We start from the raw sequence: 15,638 nt of genomic DNA on the forward strand, positions 1-15,638 counted from the left end.
CTCCCCTGTTCGTGAGGCTCACACTACTCAGGCGCAATCAGGCGACCCGGTGCCCTTGACAAGTGCGCACAACCGGTCGACTCGCCACAAGATGCGGATGCACGGGGCTTCGGATCCGCAGATTCTGGCGAGTGGACCGTCGCGATGAGAGTCAGCGCTCGCCGAGGTCGGTGCCGAAGAACACGGGGTCGGCGGGAGATTCTCGGTCGGGGAGATACCCCTCAGGCAGGGGGCCCGTGCCGAACAGCATCCGGCTGAGCTCGAACTTGTCGCCGGGCTTGCATGGCGACGTGGCGGTGACGACGACGTTCCCGTTGTCGACCAGCGTCACCGTCAGCAGGGTGTAGACGCCCTGCTCGCGGACGATCACGTCCGTAGACGCGACCTCGCCCGGCGCGAGATCCATGCCGTCGACGTCGAAGCCTTCGGACACCAGGTGCTGCGCGACGGCTTCGCGCTTGCCCTCGACATCGGTGGGATCGATGGTCGTCGTGCGCGTCAGGTCGAACTTCCACCCATCGTCGCACCCGGCACCGGACGGCGTCATCCCGTACGTCCGCACCTCCCACGGGCCCTCATCGATGACGGCGAGCACGCCATTGGTCGTCTCGCGGAAGTCGAAGTACAGACTCTCCGCCTGCCAGTAGAGCGCAACGCCGCTCGGCGGCGGATCGGACGAAGCACACCCGGTCAGCGCCGCGCACGACGTCGCGAGCCCCAGCGCCAACGCCGAAGCGCGGGCCGGACGTGTTGTCCGGACCCGCGCTGCGAAGAGATGGGATCTCAGCGTCAGCTGCCGGCGAGCTGCTGGTCGAGGTCCTGGATCGCGCGCATCATGCCCAGCAGCGCCTCGGACATGTCGTTGATGCCATCGACGGCGTTCTTCAGACCCGTCGTCAGCTCGGAGTAGCCCTCACCGAACTTGCCCGACGCGTGCTGCGTCTTGAAGTCCTCACCCAGCAGCGTATCCACCTGCGACTTCAAGGTGTCCAGCTGACCCTGAATGTCATCACGAGCCTGCGACAGCGAGCTCGCAACCTGCTCCATCTCGCCATAAGACGCACCGAAATCAGCCATGACGGCCCTCCTGAAAGTAGATGTCCCGACCCCCCTCCGGAGCCGACACCCAAAACCTATCGGCACCGATCACCCCGGGTCGATGGGGAGAACTCCCCACCCTGCTCCGCTCGGACGTCAGCGTCTTGTCGGGGAGTCGCCGATTGTGGCGTTGCGGCGCCTGTGGAAAGTCGCGGGGCAATGTCTGAGGTTCGTGACAGTATTCGAACATGCATTCGAATGGCGGACTCGGCGGCGGGATGGGCAGCGACGGTGACGTCGACGTCCTCGCGGCTTTGGTGGCGGATGCGGAGGGGGCGGCGGATGCTGCGCGTTTGGCGCAGATCCGTGAGGTTCGGGTGCTCGCCGCGGCCGGGGTTCTCGCCGAGAAGCAGGCTGCTGGGGCACCGGAGCGGGTCAAGGCGCGGGAGATGGCGCTGCGTGGCATCGCGGCGGAGCTCGCCGGGGTCTTCGTGGCGACCGACCGGACGTTGCAGCGGCGCATCGACGAGGCGCGGGATCTGGTCGAGAACTATCCGGTGACGATGGCGGCGTGGGAGGCCGGACGGATCGTCCGCGGGCACGTGCGGGTCATTCAGGAGGTCGGATGCCTCGTGCCCGTGGCGGAGCGGGCGGAGTTCGAACGCGTCGCGGTCGAACGGTGTGAGGGCGAGAGGCCCAACCGTGTGCTGGAGGCGTTGCGGATGCTGGCAGAGCGGATGCATCCGCGGACGTTCACCGAGCGGCATGAAGAGGCCGCGGCGGGACGGTGCGTGCGGGTGCAGCCCAGTTCGGATGGGATGTCGGATCTCATCGCGACCCTGCCGACCGTCATCGCCGACGGGATCGTCGACCGGCTGACGCGGCAGGCCCGCGAGATCATCAACGCACGGGCACAGGCTGACGCTGCGGCCGACGTCGCTGAGGCGGAGGGAAGCACTGCCCGGGATGCTGCGCCCGCCGATGGCAGCGACGGCCGGGCCCACGGCGGCGATGCCGCCGGGCTGTTCCCCTCCCCGCCGCCGGACGAGTCGTCGTTCATCGACGATGCGCGCACGATCGACCAAGTCCGCGCCGACGTGTTCTCCGACCTCTTGCTCGCCGGAACGCCCGCCCTCGACCCCACCGCGACCGGCGACGGCGACGGAACGCTCGGAGCGATCCGCGCACACGTGCAAGTCGCGGTATCCGCGCTGACACTGATGGGCCAGGATGATGGGCCCGCCGACCTGGCCGGCCGCTCCCCCATCGACGCCGCCACCGCCCGCGAACTCGCGGGCAACGCGACCTCGTGGGACCGGCTGCTCACCCACCCCGTCACCGGAACCGTGCTGGAGTGCGACAGCTACCGGCCTACCGCCGCGATGATCAGACTGCTGCGGGCGCGGGACCGGCACTGCCGGTTCCCCGGATGCCGACAACCCGCCATCAGGTGCGAACTCGACCACACCATCGCCGCCTCCGACGGCGGAGCCACGCACGTGTGCAACCTCGCCAACCTCTGCAAACGACACCACGACGTCAAACACCACACCCGCTGGCGAGTACGACAACTCCCGGGTGGGCGGCTCGTGTGGACCTCACCCACCGGGCGGGTCTACCGCGAAGACGCACCACCACCACTCGTCGCCTTCATCATCGACGAGCCGCCGGGAAGTGACCGATCGCGAACCCGCTCCACGCACGAGCCACCGCAGCGCGGCGGTCCGCCACTCCCGGCGAACCGCTGGAACGACCCCCCTCCGTTCTGAGCGCCGCCCCGCGCGCAACGTCGCCCCGCGCGCAACTGAGCCGACCCGCGTAACAGCACCTGCCCGCGCCACGGGGCCTGCCCGGCGACAGCGCCTGCCCGCGCGACAGCGCCTACCCGCGCGACAGAGCAGCCCGCTGCCGCCCGTCTGCCGCGGCATCCCGAGGGGGAACGGAGTCCGGCTCGCGCGATGGCCCGCGCCACGCACGCCGCACCGGATCGGCGCCCGGATTCGGATCCGTTTCGCGCAGCGTCGGTACAGAAGGCGCGACCATCCCACAGCGCCTCGCCGTCGTCAAGCCCCGGGGCAAGAGGCGTGGATGAGGCGTTACATCGGCACCCCACGAACGCAAAGCGGTACCGAGAGGAGAACCGATGTCGCAGAACTATGGTGAGCCGACGTCCGGCTCGCAGGCAGGATCAGGGTCGGGCACGGCAGAGACGGCGAAGCACGAAGCCGGAGAGGTCGCGGGCACCGCGAAGGCCGAGGCCGGTCACGTCGTCGAGACGGCCAAGCAGGAAGCGGCGGGTGTCGCGTCGGAGGCGAAGTCTCAGGCGAAGCAGGTGTACGCGCAGACGAAGCAGCAGCTCACGGAGCAGGCCGCGTCGCAGCAGCAGCGCGTCGCCGACGGGCTGCGCTCGATCGGTGACGAGCTGGACTCCCTGGCCCAGAACTCCGAGAACCCCGGCATCGCCACCGACCTGGTGCGTCAGGTCTCGAGCCGCGTGAGCGGCGCGTCCGACTGGCTCTCGCAGCGCGACCCGGGTTCGCTGGTCAGCGAGGTGAAGAGCTTCGCCCGCCGCAAGCCGGGCGTCTTCATCGCGGGCGCATTGATCGCGGGCGTCGTCGCCGGCCGCCTCACTCGCGCTCTTGCCGAGGGCGCGAAGGAGGAGCACGACTCCGTCTCCGGCACGACCGGCACGACCGGCGGAGTGCCCGCGGCCCCCTCGGCGCCGTCGCCCGCCCCGGTGAACGCTCCGCTCGACGCGCCGATCGGCACGCCGGGCGCCGCCGCCACCGGCATCCCGGCCGCGCCGTCGGCGCCGTCGCACGCTCCGGTCGGGGCTCCGCTCGACGACCCGATCGGCTCCGCACCGGATGCCGCAGAGCCCACGCCGCTGTACGACAGCTCCGTCGGCCGGGCAGCCGACGAGCCGTACACCGAGGGCGTCGGGGAGACCCGAGATGACCGATAACCCCACGCCCTCCGAGCAGCAGGCGGCCACCACGTCGCTCGGCGATCTGCTGGGCGAGGTGACACGCGACCTGTCGGAGCTGATGCGCCAGGAGATCAACCTGGCCAAGGCCGAACTGAAGGAGTCGGGGACACGGGCGGGCAAGGGAGCCGGGATGCTGGGCGGCGCGGGATACGCGGCGCTCATGGCGATCTTCTTCCTGTCGATCGCGCTCTGGTGGGCCCTCGGCCACCTCGTCGGCCTCGGCTGGTCGGCCGTCATCGTGGCCGTCATCTGGGGCGTCATCGCGGCCGTGCTGTACGCCCTCGGGCGCAAGCAGCTCGCGCGCGTCCAGGGCGCCCCGCAGACGGCCGAGACCCTGGGCAAGATCCCCGACGCACTGAAGAGAAATGAGGAGAACCGATGACCGATTCACCGGAAGCGATCCGCGCCGACATCGAACGCAAGCGTCGCGAGCTGAGCCAAGACACCGACGCTCTCGTCGACAAGGTGACGCCCTCGAAGATCGCCCACCGCCAGACCGACAAGATCAAGGGCGCCCTCGGGTCAGTCCGCGACCGCGTGATGGGTGCGGCCGACGACGCCGGCTCGTCCCTCCACGACGCGGGCTCCTCGGTCGCCGGAGGCGTGTCGGACGCCGCACACAAGGTGGGCGCCAAGGCCGAGGGCAACCCCCTCGCCGTCGGCCTGATGGCATTCGCCGGCGGCCTGCTCGTCGCCTCGCTCATCCCGGCATCCACGAAGGAGAAGGGCATCGCAGCCGACGTCAAGGAGCAGGCGCAGCCCCTCGTCGACGAAGCCAAGAGCGTCGCCCAGCAGGTCGGCTCCGACCTGAAGGAGCCGGTGCAGGATGCCGCCGCGGCCGTCAAGGACACCGCGACCGAGGCGGTCTCCCACGTCAAGAGCGACGCGCAGGACGGGGTCGACAACGTCACCGGTCGCGCCCAGGAGGCTCGAGACAACGTCAGCGGCAGCTGACACCCACCGCGGCGCGAGCGCTGCACGAACCGTGCACCGGGACGGCATCCGCCGCCGACCCGGTGCACGGTCGCGTTTCCCGCCGCCGCCGACCACCCCGCAGCGCGCACGACCCCAGGAGAGACATGAGCAACCAGAGAACCGCCGGGCTCGACCCCGAGCACCCCGCGAAGCCCGACTCCATCACCGACGTCGAGAAACCCTCGTGGAAGCACGTGCTGAAACGAACGGTCCGCGAGTTCAGCCGCGATCAGTGCCCCGACCTCGCCGCCGGGCTCACCTACTACGCGGTGCTGTCGGCGTTCCCCGGCCTCCTCGCGGTGTTCTCACTCCTCGGCGTCATCGGGCAGGGACAGCAGGCGGCCGACGCCGTGCTCGACATCGTCGGCCAGGTCGCGCCCGGCGGGGCCGCCGACACCCTGCGCGGCCCGATCGAGGAGATGGCCACCTCGCCCGCAGCGGGCTTCGCCCTCATCTCCGGTATCGTCCTGGCGCTGTGGTCGGCATCCGGCTACGTCGGCGCATTCAGCCGCGCCATGAACCGGATCTGGGAGATCGACGAGGGACGCCCCTTCATCAAGCTGAAGCCGCAGCAGCTCGGCGTCACCCTGCTCGCGGTCGCGCTCGTCGTCGTCGCGCTGGTCCTTCTCGTCGTCTCCGGCCCCGTGGCCGAAGCGATCGGCGACGCGATCGGCCTCGGCAGCACGGCCGTGCTCATCTGGCAGATCGCCAAGTGGCCCGTGCTCGCGTTCATCGTCGTCCTGCTCGTCGCCGTGCTCTACTACTTCGGCCCCAACGCGAAGCAGCCGAAGTTCCGCTGGATCAGCGCGGGCGCCGTCATCGCGATCGTCGTGCTCGCCATCGCCACCGCCGGTTTCGGCATCTACGTCGCGAACTTCTCGAACTACGAGCGCACCTACGGGTCGTTCGCCGGCGTGATCGTCTTCCTGCTGTGGCTGTGGATCACGAACCTCGCCCTCCTGTTCGGCGCGGAGTTCGACGCCGAGCTCGAGCGCGGACGCGAACTGCAGGCCGGGATGCCCGCGGAGGAGACGATCCAGCTGCCGCCGCGCGATACCACCCGTATCGAGAAGACCGCGAAGCAGGAGTCCGAGGAGCGCGCCGAGGCGCGGCGCCTGCGCGCGACGGGAGGCAAATCGGACGACTGAGGTCGTCGCCGCGCTGCTGCCCGGGCGAGATCGCGTCAGGGCAGCAGCGCGATCCGGTCGTCGAGGTACGAGGCCAGCGGCATCCGGGCTCCCGCGGCGAACGCGACGGTGACGACCCCGTCGTCGGCACGCGCGAGCGGCCCCGACGCCCCGCCGGCGTCGACGACATCGAGATCGATCGGCGACCAGTCCAGGTGCACCGGCTCGCCTTCGGCGAAGCCGCCGCGGAACGCCGCTGCCGCACGCTCGGACCGGGCCCGCTGCGCCTCGGCGGTGTAGCCGCGGATCGCCTCGGCTCGGGCTCGCAGCAGCTCGCCGGTCGCGAACACCTCATCGTCGGCGATGAGCAGGACCCCGAGATGCCACGCATCCCCGACCGGCAGGATGCGGGCGGCGCGGCCGAAGCCGAGCAGACGGCGCCCCTCGCTGCGGACGCCGAGTCGTTCCCGGGGAACGCCGATCAGCCGACGGCGGGCGTCGGCGATGAGTGCGGTCGCAGCATCCGGCATCCCTCGATGCTATTGACCGTCACCGTCAGCCGCGCGCACCTTGCGCTCCGCCGCCGCCAGCGCCTCGCGGGCCGACGCGACCGCGCGGTCGAGGTCGTCGACCGCGGCGTCGGCCCGCTCGGCGTCCTCCGACACCCGCGCGAGGTCACGCCGGAGCTCTTCGGCCCGCTCGTGCAGCCTGTCGGCCCGTTCCCGGGCGCTCGAGCGGCGCTCCTCCGCGCGCGCCAGTACCCGGCCGGCTTCGCTCGCCTCGCGCTGCGCCTCGCGCCTGCGCTTCTCCGCCTCACGTCGTGCGCGCCGTTCGGCGAGATCATCCCGGGGCCTCGCGGGGGCGTCGGGAACGCCGGGGATAGAACCCGCGACGCGATCCGCCAGCGTCTCGGAGTCGAGCGCCCCCGGCTCGAGAGTGCGCACGAGCCGGCCCGCTCCGACCACCGCACCCGCGACCGCGTCGACGATGGCCGCGTTGACGGTGCGCTCCACCTCGTCGCGCGCCGCCGCCGACAGCGAGACCCCGAGGTCGTCAGCCAGGTCGGCGGATCGTCTGGCCAGCGCCGCGACCAGAGCCCGCCGCTGCTTGCCGAGCCGGGCGAGCTCGGCCGCGTCGAGGTCGTCTTGTGCTTCACGCAGCGCTGCGGAGAGCTCGAGGGCCTCTCGGAAGGACGGGTCGCGGCTCAGCAGGTTGACCGCCCATGCCGCGACCGTCGGCTTGCGCAGCCCGCGGATGCGCGTGCCGAGCGTCCCGGGGGCCTCGCTCGCGCGAGCGTTGCGGGCTGCGACGAAGTCCGCGGGCGCCACGACCAGCAGCTCAGCGGCCACCGCGTCGAATTCGTCGTCCGCATCGCCGCCGGTCCGCGCCCCGTTCGCCGTCATCCCGCCATTGTCACCGACCGCGCTTCGGAGCGCGCGGCAGCAGTTCGCCGTCGACGACGTCGAAGGCCGGCAGATCCGCGAACACATCGTCGTCGAGCGAGCCGCCGGTCTTCGGCTCGAGCTCGTCGTCGGGGCGGGGATCGATTGTCATCGGCTTCAACTTTTCTCCGCTATCCACGGAGCGTCGAGCCCTTGACAATGAGATTGGGGTTCGTCCCGCGGCGGTTTAATGTGGTGCTCGTGGGCACCATCTATTACGGAGACGGCGCATCGCCGATCCACATCGAAGACCGCACGCTGGCGCACCTCAAGGTGGTCATCGCCACCAAACTGCGGCGCGGCGAGAGCTTCACGCTCTCATGGCGACACCCCGACGGCGAGCCCACGGGACGCAGCACGATCTGGCTGCACCCCTCGATCCCGCTCCGGTTCGCCTTCGACGATCCCGAGCCGACGACGCTCAGCCGCGAATGGGTCGAGGAGATGGCGAACTCCGCGAACTCGTCCGGCGGCATCATGGTGGTCACCGAGCACGTCGATGACCCCGACACGATCGCGAAGACGGGCAACGACGCCGCGTCCTGACCGGCCGCAGCGCTGAGCGGGCGGGCCCGCTCAGCCGACTTCGGGCGCGCCGTCCTCGGCCGGCTCGGGGACGATCGTCAGGCCAGCCGGGCCGCTGGCGACCTGCATGAGCTCTTCGACCCAGTGGCGGTTGATGCGCGGCTGCCTGCTGCCGGAGAAGTGGAACTGCAGCGGCACGGACGGGTGGATCCAGTAGCTGCGACGCTCACCCCCGCGGGGCAGATCGATGTCGAACATGAACGGCTCGGAACGGCGCAGCTTGTTCATGATGACGATGCGCAGGTGCGCCAGAGTCCGGTCGTCGATCTCGACGGAGTTCCCCAGCGTGTCGTAGATGAATCGGCCCACGCAGTGAGCCTAACGCGCAACAGACGGTCCGATAAACGACGGACCGTCGGCGCGCGATCCGTCAGCCGTCGATCTGAGCCGAGGTCTCGACCGCGAGCATCTCGGCGGCACCCTCTTCGACGCCGATCGGAACCACCACCGGACGACTGGCGCTGAACGCCTCCCACTCGCGCAGCACGACCCGCTCGACGTCGACGACGGCGAGGGACGGATGCGCGGCCGCCAGGCGCGCGACGACGCCCGAGAACGACGTCACCACCTGGCCTTCGATGGAGAAGCGCTCCTCGGTCGGGGTCACCGGAAGGGAACACATGTCCCCATCGTGTCACGCGGTTCCCGGCTTGACGAATGTCAATTCGCGGGCTTTCTCCGGTGACTAGCTACCTGTCAGGCGCGGTCGCTGCGCGCCTGGGCGGCGCGCGGATCGGGCGCATGGGCGTCGACCTCGTCGACGGCCTGCTGCAGGCGTCCGAGGCACGCGATGACGATGCGCGCCTCCTCCGCCGACATCCCGTCGACGGCGGCGATCATGCGCTCGTGCATCCGACCGAGGGTCTCGCGCACCTCTTCGTCCGACTTCTCGGTCGCGACCACATGGACGCTGCGGCGATCACTGGGGTGGGCCTGACGGGTGACGTGGCCCGACTTCTGCAGCCGGTCGATCAGCGCCGTCGTCGAGGCCGTCGAGATGCCGAGGTACCGGGAGAGCTCGGTCGGTCCGACGAGGCGCCCCTCGCCGTGCGCCTTGATGAGGTACCGGAGCACGAGCAGCTCGTTCTCGCCCATCGACATGGAGTCCCGGGTGCGGCGGCGCATGGCCGCTTCCGCGGCGCGATAGAGCCGGAACGCCTGGAGCACGGCGATGCCGCGCTCGCGAGGAGTCCCCGGATCGTCCGAGTCCGACGGATACCAGTAATGCGTGGGCGTCGGGACATCGGGCACTTCGGCATCCTAAGACGCGGGCGGGGCCCCACGCACGTCGCACGCGGAGGTATTGACGCGATCGCCCATCCATGAGACGGGATGATCCGAAACACGTACGTCGCGGTCGTCGATCACTCGTCGCGGTCGTACCCCAGCGCCGGCCCGTCGCCATCGATCGTGTGCGCGGCGGGCGCACCAGCGGCTGCTGCCCGGGCGCGTCGAGCGCTCCGGGTGAGAAGCAGCGCGGCCCCGGCGGCCGACAGCAGCGTCCCGAGGAGCACGCCGAGCCGCGCGCCGTCGGTGTGGACGCCATCGGCGAAGGACAGGCCCGTGATGAGCAGCGACACCGTGAACCCGATCCCGCACAGCAGTCCGATCGGCAGCAGGTCCCGCATCCCGACTCCGCCCGGCAGGCGCAGGGGCGTCGTGCGGGTGACGAGCGCGGTCGTCCCGAGCACGCCGGCCGCCTTGCCGACGACCAGGCCGACGACGATCGCGAGGACGACGGGCTGCGCGACGACCGCGAGGGGATCGCTCGTTCCGACGACGCTGACGCCCGCGGCGAAGAATGCGAACACCGGCAGCGCGATGCCCGAGGAGAACGGACGCACGAGGTCGTCGTACGTGTCGGTGCGCGCCACGCTCTCGCCGTGCACCGGCCGGGCCGGGACGGCGAACCCGAGCAGCACCCCGGCGATCGTGGCGTGCACGCCGGACGCATGGAGGAAGCCCCACACGACGAGCCCGAGCGGCAGCAGCATCCACCACCGTGCCCATCGCTGCCGGACGACGACGGCGAACACCGCCGCGGTCGCGAGCGCCACCGCGAGCGCCACGATGTGGATCGTCGCGGTGTAGAAGATCGCGATGATCAGGATCGCGAGCAGGTCGTCGACGACCGCGAGCGTCAGCAGGAACGTGCGCAGCCCCGGCGGAAGACCCCGCCCGAAGATCGCCAGCACCGCGAGCGCGAACGCGATGTCGGTCGCGGTGGGGATCGCCCACCCGCGCAGCGCTTCGGTGTCGCCCGAGACGAGGATCACGGCGGTGAAGAGGATCGCGGGGAGCAGCATCCCGCCGACCGCCGCCAGCACCGGCACCGCGGCCTCGCGCGGACGACGGAGGCTGCCCGCGACGAACTCGTGCTTGAGCTCGACGCCGACGACGAAGAAGAACAGCGCGAGCAGCCCGTCCGCGGCCCACGTCGACAGCGAGAGGTCCAGGTGCAGGGCCGCGGGCCCGATCGTGAACTCCGACAGCGCGGTGTAGGAGGCGGCGAGAGGCGAGTTCGCCCAGATCAGCGCGAGGGCCGCAGCGGCGAGGAGCAGCGCGCCGCCCGTCGTCTCACGCGACAGCCAGCGGCGCAGCCGGGCTCGGCGGGGCAGAGCGTCGTACATGCGGGGGACCTCTCGTCTTTCGCCGGCGGTCGCGCCGGCCCTGTCGACCAGACTTCCCGACACACCGACGGACAGCCTACTCCTCGGCAGGTTCGGTCGCGGGGCCCGGCGTCGACGCGCGCGCCACGTGCAGCTCCGCGATGCGACGACGATCCAGCCGCGTCACCTCGATCGTCGCGCCGTCGACCTCGATCCGGTCGCCGACCCGCGCGAGGCGCCCGAGCTGCTCGATGACGAATCCGGCCACCGTGTCGGACGTCCCCCGCGGGATCGAGATACCGGTGGCCTCCTCGAAGTCCTGCAGGTTCAGCCGCCCGTCGACCGGTCCGCCGTCACCGGCGAGCGGATGCGGCATCGCCTCGGTGTCGTACTCGTCGACGATCTCGCCGACGACCTCCTCGACCAGATCCTCGAGCGTCACGATGCCGTCGGTGCCGCCGTACTCGTCCACGACGACCGCGATCTGGCTGCCTTCCGCGCGCATCGAGGTGAGGGTCGGCAGCAGGCGCGCGGTCGAGGGGAAGTACCGGATCGGCCGCACGATCGACTGGAGCGGCTGCGTGTCGTCGGTGCCCGCGGCATCCAGCACGTCGCGCACGTGCACGAACCCGGCCACGTCGTCGATCGTCTGATCGATGATGGGATACCGCGAGTAGGGCAGATCGCGAACGAGCGCGGCGGCCGCGCCGACCGTCTCGCCGCCCGGCAGCGACACGACCTCGGGACGCGGACGCATCACCTCGCTCAGCTGACGGTCGCGGAGCGAGAGGACATCGTCGAGGATGCGCCGTTCGTCCTCGGGAAGCCCCTCGTGGCTCGACACGATGTCGCGGAGCTCCTCGTCGCTGAGCTCCTCGCCGGTCTTGTTCGGGTCACCGCCCAGCAGCCGCACGAGCAGGTTGGTCGAGAGCGAGAGCAGCCAGATGACCGGGCGCATGAGCTTCGCGAAGCCGTTGAGCACCGGAGCGACGGCGTACGCGAAGGCGGCGTTGCGCTGGATCGCGAGGCGCTTGGGCACCAGCTCGCCGAGCACGAGCGAGAGGTAGGCGATGATCAGCGTCAGGACGATCGTCGCCACCGTCATCGCGGCGGCGCCGGAGAGCCCCCACGACACGAGCAGCGGGGCAAGCGAGGGGGCGATCGACGAGGCGCCGTACGCAGCCGAGGCGAAGCCCGCGACCGTGACGCCGATCTGCACGGCGGAGAGGAACGTGTTGGGGTTCCGCGCGAGCGCGGCGACCTTCTCGCCGCGCTTGCCGCGGAGCGCGAGCGCGTTCACCTGACTCTCACGGAGGGTGACGAGTGCCATCTCCGTGGCGGCGAAGACGCCACCGATGAGCACGAAGACGACGACGAGGACGATGTTGAGGAGCAGGTCGCCGTTCACCGGCCGACCTCGCTCGCGAGAGGGGGCGCGCCCGGGGTCACCCGGGCGCCGGGACTGTCGGAGTCGGAGGCCTTCGAGGCTCGATGCGTCATCGCATAAAGGTAGCGGCATCCGCTCGGGATCCGCTGAAGGCTTGACACGGGCCGGGGCCCCCGCGACGTCGGGTACGTCGCAGGGGCCCCGGCGGCTGTCAGGCGCGCGTCCGGCGGCGCAGCGTCACGGCGGCCGCACCGAGGACGATCGTCAGACCGCCGAACAGAGCGAGCCGCATGAGCTGCTCACTGCCCGCACCGGTCGCGGCGAGCGCGCCCACCGCGGTGCGGACGGTGTCGTCGTCGGACACCGGGTCGCCGGCCGGCGGGGTCGCCGTGACGGTCGCGGTGTTGGTCACTGCGCCGAGGGCACGGTCGCTCGCGGTCACCGCGTACACGGCGGTCGCGGTCACCGACTCACCGGGTGCGAGCACGTGCTGCGCTCCCGGCCAGGCGCCGAACACGACCTCCGACAGCCCGCGGAGCTCGTCCTCGATCGCGACGCCGCGGAGCGTGACGTCTCCGGTGTTCGTCACCGTGAAGGCGTAGCGGATGCGGTCGCCGTCGAGCTCGCCCGTCTTCGTCAGCGCGATCGCGGGCCCCTGCGGCAACGGCTGGTCGAACTCGTCGTCGTCGGACACCGGGTCGCCCGTCGGCGGGGTGCCCACCACGGTCGCCGTGTTCTCGACGACGCCCGCGTCACGGTCGGCCTGCGTCGGCGTGTAGGTCGCCGTGGCCGTCACCGATTCGCCCGGGGCGAGCACACCGGCCACGCCGGGCCAATCGGCGTAGGCGAGGTCGGAGAGACCCGGCAGCTCGTCGGCGATCGCGACATCCGTCAGCGTCACGTCGCCGATGTTGGTCGCCGTGAAGCTGTACGTCAGCTCGCCGCCCTCCAGCACGCCGGTCTTGACCAGCGCGATGCCGGGAGCCTGCGGAACCGGCAGCTCGAACTCGTCGTCGTGCGTCACCGGGTCGCCCACGGGCGGGGTGCCCGTCGCGGTCGCGGTGTTGTCGACGACGCCCGCGTCACGGTCGGCCTGCGTCAGCGTGTACGTCGCGGTCGCGGTGACGGACTGGCCGGGGGCGAGCACGCCCGCGGCGTCCGGCCACTCCCCGTAGACGACGGCGGAGAGCCCCGGCAGGGCGTCCGTGACGGAGACGTCGCGAAGCGTGACGTCTCCCGCGTTGCGCACGACGAAGGTGTAGGTCGCGACGTCGCCCTCGAGCGCGCCGGACTTCTCGAGCAGGATGCCGGGAGCCTGCGGCACCGGCGCATCGAAGTCGTCCTCGTCGGTGACGGGGTCGCCCGTCGGGGGCGTGCCGACCACGGTGGCCGTGTTCTCGACGACTCCCGCATCACGGTCCGCCTGCGTCAGCGCGTACGTCGCCGTCGCGGTCACCGACTGCCCGGGCGCCAGCACGCCCGAGGCACCCGGCCACGCGCCGTAGGTGATCTCGGACAGGCCCGGCAGGACGTCGGCGATCGAGACAGCCGAGAGCGTGACGTCGCCCGTGTTCGCGGCACGGAACTCGTAAGAGATCCGATCACCGTCGACGACGCCGGTCTTCACCAGCGAGATGCCGGCGTTCGGCGGGAGGGGCAGGTCGAAGTCGTCCTCGTCGGTGACGGGGTCGCCCGTGGGAGGCGTGCCGACCACGGTGGCCGTGTTCTCGACGACTCCCGCATCACGGTCCGCCTGCGTCAGCGCGTACGTCGCCGTCGCGGTCACCGACTGCCCGGGCGCCAGCACGCCCGAGGCACCCGGCCACGCGCCGTAGGTGATCTCGGACAGGCCCGGCAGGACGTCGGCGATCGAGACAGCCGAGAGCGTGACGTCGCCCGTGTTCGCGGCACGGAACTCGTAAGAGATCCGATCACCGTCGACGACGCCGGTCTTCACCAGCGAGATGCCGGCGTTCGGCGGGAGGGGCAGGTCGAAGTCGTCCTCGTCGGTGACGGGGTCGCCCGTGGGAGGCGTGCCGACCACGGTGGCCGTGTTCTCGACGACTCCCGCATCACGGTCCGCCTGCGTCAGCGCGTACGTCGCCGTCGCGGTCACCGACTGCCCGGGCGCGAGCACCCCCGAGGCACCCGGCCACGCGCCGTAGGTGATCTCGGACAGGCCCGGCAGGACGTCGGCGATGGCGACGTCCGTCAGGGTCACGTCGCCGGTGTTGGTCGCGGTGAATGAGTACGCGATCGCGTCGCCGTCCAGGGCGCCGCTCTTCTCCAGCGAGATCGCGGGAACCGGATCGGGCAGCGCGACCAGCGCGGGCGCCTCGTCCGACACGGGGGCACCGGCGGGCGGCGTCCCGGTCGCGGTCGCCACGTTCTCGATGCGCCCCGCGGCGACATCGGCATCCGTCACCGTGTAGGTCGCCGTGGCGGTCACCGACTGACCGGGGTCGAGCACGCCGGGCGCACCCGGCCATGCTCCGAAGCGGATCGACGACAGGCCCGGCTTGGGGTCGGCGAGCGTCACGTCGGTCAGTGTCACGCCGCCGTCGTTCGTGATCGTGAAGGCGTAGTCGACGGTGTCTCCGGCGACTCCGCGATCCCCGTCCGCGAGGACGCCGCTCTTCTCCAGTGCGATGGAGACGCAGTTCTCGTTGACGATGTCGATCAGCGTGCGCTGCAGGGCGGAGAACCCGGCGATGTAGTAGTCGGAGCCCTCCGTCGGGCCGGAGACCTGACGGATGTGCTCCCGGAAGTCGGCCAGAGCCTGCCCGGAGAGGTTGTCGCTCACCCCGATCGGGACGATCCGGGTGCCCGTCGCCTTGAGCTCGTTCGCGCTGCGGACGGAGGCGTCCATGACGGCGCGGTCGGTGCTGTTGCCGGGTCCGCGCGCCGGGCTGCCGTACTGGGTCGGGTTGCCGTCGGTGAGGAGGATCAGCGCGTCGTAGTCTTCCGGCGATGCGGTCACGGCGGCGAAGCCGCGGTCCCAGTTCGTGCCGCCCTGCGCACTGGCCGGCCGCTGGATGCCGTTGACGTAGGCACCGACGGCGGCGACGCCGGCCTCGCCGGCGAGGGAGGTCAGCGGCAGGGGGCTGTTCGACGCGCCGCTCGTGGCGGGAGCGTTCGACGCGAAGTTGTGCACGGCGAGCTCGATGGGATATCCCTCGAGAGCCTGTGCCAACCCGGCCAGCTCGGAGCGCGTCTGCGCGAGCTGCGCATCCGTCACCGAGTTGGACAGGTCGACGCTGATCGCGAAGTTCATCTCGCATCGCTCGCTCAGCGCCGGGTTCGGCGACGGCGGCACGTCCGACTCCACGGCCTGAGCGGCGACGGAGCCGCCGAGGGCGAGGACGGATGAGAGGGCTGCTGCGAGCACGCCCCTCGTGGCGTTGCGGGCGCGACGTCGTCGCGGGGGTGGTGAATCCGGGCGCAGGTCTTTCACGGTCTTCCTTCGGCTCAGGAGGCACGGTGCTC

General features: G+C 71.1%; 17 protein-coding genes. 6 read left to right on the forward strand and 11 right to left on the reverse strand.

Annotated elements, in window-relative coordinates; translation table 11 throughout:
• Positions 1–151: 151 nt before the first annotated feature.
• Positions 152–727 carry a hypothetical protein gene (locus CI089_RS05205; RefSeq protein ID WP_094260548.1) on the reverse strand — a complete coding sequence of 192 codons (576 nt, stop codon included), beginning with the start codon at positions 725–727 and terminating at the stop codon, positions 152–154.
• Between the two features lie 62 nt (positions 728–789).
• A complete protein-coding gene (locus CI089_RS05210; RefSeq protein ID WP_094260549.1) occupies positions 790–1,077 on the reverse strand; it encodes a WXG100 family type VII secretion target in 288 nt (95 codons plus the stop codon).
• 209 nt (positions 1,078–1,286) lie between these two features.
• Between CI089_RS05210 and CI089_RS05215 the strand changes: the two genes are divergently transcribed.
• From CI089_RS05215 to CI089_RS05235, 5 genes are all read left to right on the forward strand, one after another.
• The gene (locus tag CI089_RS05215) at positions 1,287–2,807 is read left to right on the forward strand and encodes an HNH endonuclease signature motif containing protein (protein WP_094260550.1); all 1,521 of its coding nucleotides are present in this window, start codon (positions 1,287–1,289) and stop codon (positions 2,805–2,807) included.
• A gap of 374 nt (positions 2,808–3,181) precedes the next feature.
• Complete coding sequence (locus CI089_RS05220) at positions 3,182–4,003, forward strand: hypothetical protein (protein WP_094260551.1); 822 nt, start codon at positions 3,182–3,184, stop codon at positions 4,001–4,003.
• Positions 3,993–4,409, forward strand: a complete 417-nt coding sequence (locus tag CI089_RS05225; protein WP_094260552.1) for a phage holin family protein — start codon at positions 3,993–3,995, stop codon at positions 4,407–4,409. Before CI089_RS05220 ends, CI089_RS05225 begins: the two co-directional genes overlap by 11 nt.
• Positions 4,406–4,981 carry a DUF3618 domain-containing protein gene (locus CI089_RS05230; protein ID WP_094260553.1) on the forward strand — a complete coding sequence of 192 codons (576 nt, stop codon included), beginning with the start codon at positions 4,406–4,408 and terminating at the stop codon, positions 4,979–4,981. Before CI089_RS05225 ends, CI089_RS05230 begins: the two co-directional genes overlap by 4 nt.
• Positions 4,982–5,106: 125 nt before the next feature.
• A complete protein-coding gene (locus CI089_RS05235; RefSeq protein WP_094260554.1) occupies positions 5,107–6,150 on the forward strand; it encodes a YihY/virulence factor BrkB family protein in 1,044 nt (347 codons plus the stop codon).
• A 35-nt stretch (positions 6,151–6,185) separates the two neighbouring features.
• Here CI089_RS05235 and CI089_RS05240 read toward each other — a convergent pair whose 3' ends face one another.
• Genes CI089_RS05240 through CI089_RS16390 form a run of 3 tightly spaced genes read right to left on the reverse strand, consistent with a single transcriptional unit; the run spans position 6,186 to position 7,683 of the window.
• Positions 6,186–6,659 carry a glutaminase gene (locus CI089_RS05240; protein WP_094260555.1) on the reverse strand — a complete coding sequence of 158 codons (474 nt, stop codon included), beginning with the start codon at positions 6,657–6,659 and terminating at the stop codon, positions 6,186–6,188.
• 9 nt (positions 6,660–6,668) lie between these two features.
• Positions 6,669–7,532, reverse strand: coding sequence for a transposase (locus CI089_RS05245; RefSeq protein WP_094260556.1), 864 nt, complete (start codon positions 7,530–7,532; stop codon positions 6,669–6,671).
• Between the two features lie 10 nt (positions 7,533–7,542).
• Complete coding sequence (locus tag CI089_RS16390) at positions 7,543–7,683, reverse strand: hypothetical protein (protein ID WP_179223231.1); 141 nt, start codon at positions 7,681–7,683, stop codon at positions 7,543–7,545.
• 89 nt (positions 7,684–7,772) lie between these two features.
• Between CI089_RS16390 and CI089_RS05250 the strand changes: the two genes are divergently transcribed.
• Entirely contained in the window at positions 7,773–8,117 is a 345-nt protein-coding gene (locus tag CI089_RS05250) for a DUF7882 family protein (protein ID WP_094261247.1), read from the forward strand.
• A gap of 30 nt (positions 8,118–8,147) precedes the next feature.
• Here the strand turns inward: CI089_RS05250 and CI089_RS05255 are convergent, their stop codons facing one another.
• The 6 genes from CI089_RS05255 to CI089_RS05280 all read right to left on the reverse strand — a co-directional run bounded on the left by CI089_RS05255 (position 8,148) and on the right by CI089_RS05280 (position 15,606).
• Positions 8,148–8,465, reverse strand: a complete 318-nt coding sequence (locus CI089_RS05255) for a DUF7882 family protein (RefSeq protein WP_023953900.1) — start codon at positions 8,463–8,465, stop codon at positions 8,148–8,150.
• A 61-nt stretch (positions 8,466–8,526) separates the two neighbouring features.
• Positions 8,527–8,778 (reverse strand): hypothetical protein, encoded by a 252-nt coding sequence (locus CI089_RS05260; RefSeq protein ID WP_143738902.1) that lies wholly within the window; start codon positions 8,776–8,778, stop codon positions 8,527–8,529.
• A gap of 74 nt (positions 8,779–8,852) precedes the next feature.
• Complete coding sequence (locus CI089_RS05265; RefSeq protein ID WP_256977518.1) at positions 8,853–9,407, reverse strand: MarR family winged helix-turn-helix transcriptional regulator; 555 nt, start codon at positions 9,405–9,407, stop codon at positions 8,853–8,855.
• A gap of 113 nt (positions 9,408–9,520) precedes the next feature.
• Positions 9,521–10,786: a Na+/H+ antiporter NhaA gene (gene nhaA / locus CI089_RS05270; protein WP_094260558.1), complete on the reverse strand. Its 1,266-nt coding sequence runs from the start codon at positions 10,784–10,786 to the stop codon at positions 9,521–9,523.
• A gap of 76 nt (positions 10,787–10,862) precedes the next feature.
• On the reverse strand, positions 10,863–12,173 hold the full coding sequence (locus CI089_RS05275; RefSeq protein WP_179223232.1) for a hemolysin family protein: 1,311 nt from the start codon (positions 12,171–12,173) through the stop codon (positions 10,863–10,865).
• 190 nt (positions 12,174–12,363) lie between these two features.
• Positions 12,364–15,606 (reverse strand): DUF7507 domain-containing protein, encoded by a 3,243-nt coding sequence (locus CI089_RS05280; RefSeq protein ID WP_179223233.1) that lies wholly within the window; start codon positions 15,604–15,606, stop codon positions 12,364–12,366.
• Between the last annotated feature and the right edge of the window lie 32 nt (positions 15,607–15,638).

The organism is Microbacterium sp. Yaish 1, from assembly GCF_002245215.1.
Classification (GTDB): domain Bacteria; phylum Actinomycetota; class Actinomycetes; order Actinomycetales; family Microbacteriaceae; genus Microbacterium.

Excerpts from the sequence above, each read along its gene's own strand:
- CI089_RS05230 (WP_094260553.1), top strand. The coding sequence starts at position 4,406 with ATGACCGATTCACCGGAAGCGATCCGCGCCGACATCGAACGCAAGCGT.
- CI089_RS05260 (WP_143738902.1), bottom strand. The coding sequence starts at position 8,778 with ATGTGTTCCCTTCCGGTGACCCCGACCGAGGAGCGCTTCTCCATCGAA.
- CI089_RS05225 (WP_094260552.1), top strand. The coding sequence starts at position 3,993 with ATGACCGATAACCCCACGCCCTCCGAGCAGCAGGCGGCCACCACGTCG.
- CI089_RS05235 (WP_094260554.1), top strand. The coding sequence starts at position 5,107 with ATGAGCAACCAGAGAACCGCCGGGCTCGACCCCGAGCACCCCGCGAAG.
- nhaA (WP_094260558.1), bottom strand. The coding sequence starts at position 10,786 with ATGTACGACGCTCTGCCCCGCCGAGCCCGGCTGCGCCGCTGGCTGTCG.
- CI089_RS05215 (WP_094260550.1), top strand. The coding sequence starts at position 1,287 with ATGCATTCGAATGGCGGACTCGGCGGCGGGATGGGCAGCGACGGTGAC.
- CI089_RS05245 (WP_094260556.1), bottom strand. The coding sequence starts at position 7,532 with ATGACGGCGAACGGGGCGCGGACCGGCGGCGATGCGGACGACGAATTC.
- CI089_RS05220 (WP_094260551.1), top strand. The coding sequence starts at position 3,182 with ATGTCGCAGAACTATGGTGAGCCGACGTCCGGCTCGCAGGCAGGATCA.
- CI089_RS05210 (WP_094260549.1), bottom strand. The coding sequence starts at position 1,077 with ATGGCTGATTTCGGTGCGTCTTATGGCGAGATGGAGCAGGTTGCGAGC.
- CI089_RS05240 (WP_094260555.1), bottom strand. The coding sequence starts at position 6,659 with ATGCCGGATGCTGCGACCGCACTCATCGCCGACGCCCGCCGTCGGCTG.
- CI089_RS16390 (WP_179223231.1), bottom strand. The coding sequence starts at position 7,683 with ATGACAATCGATCCCCGCCCCGACGACGAGCTCGAGCCGAAGACCGGC.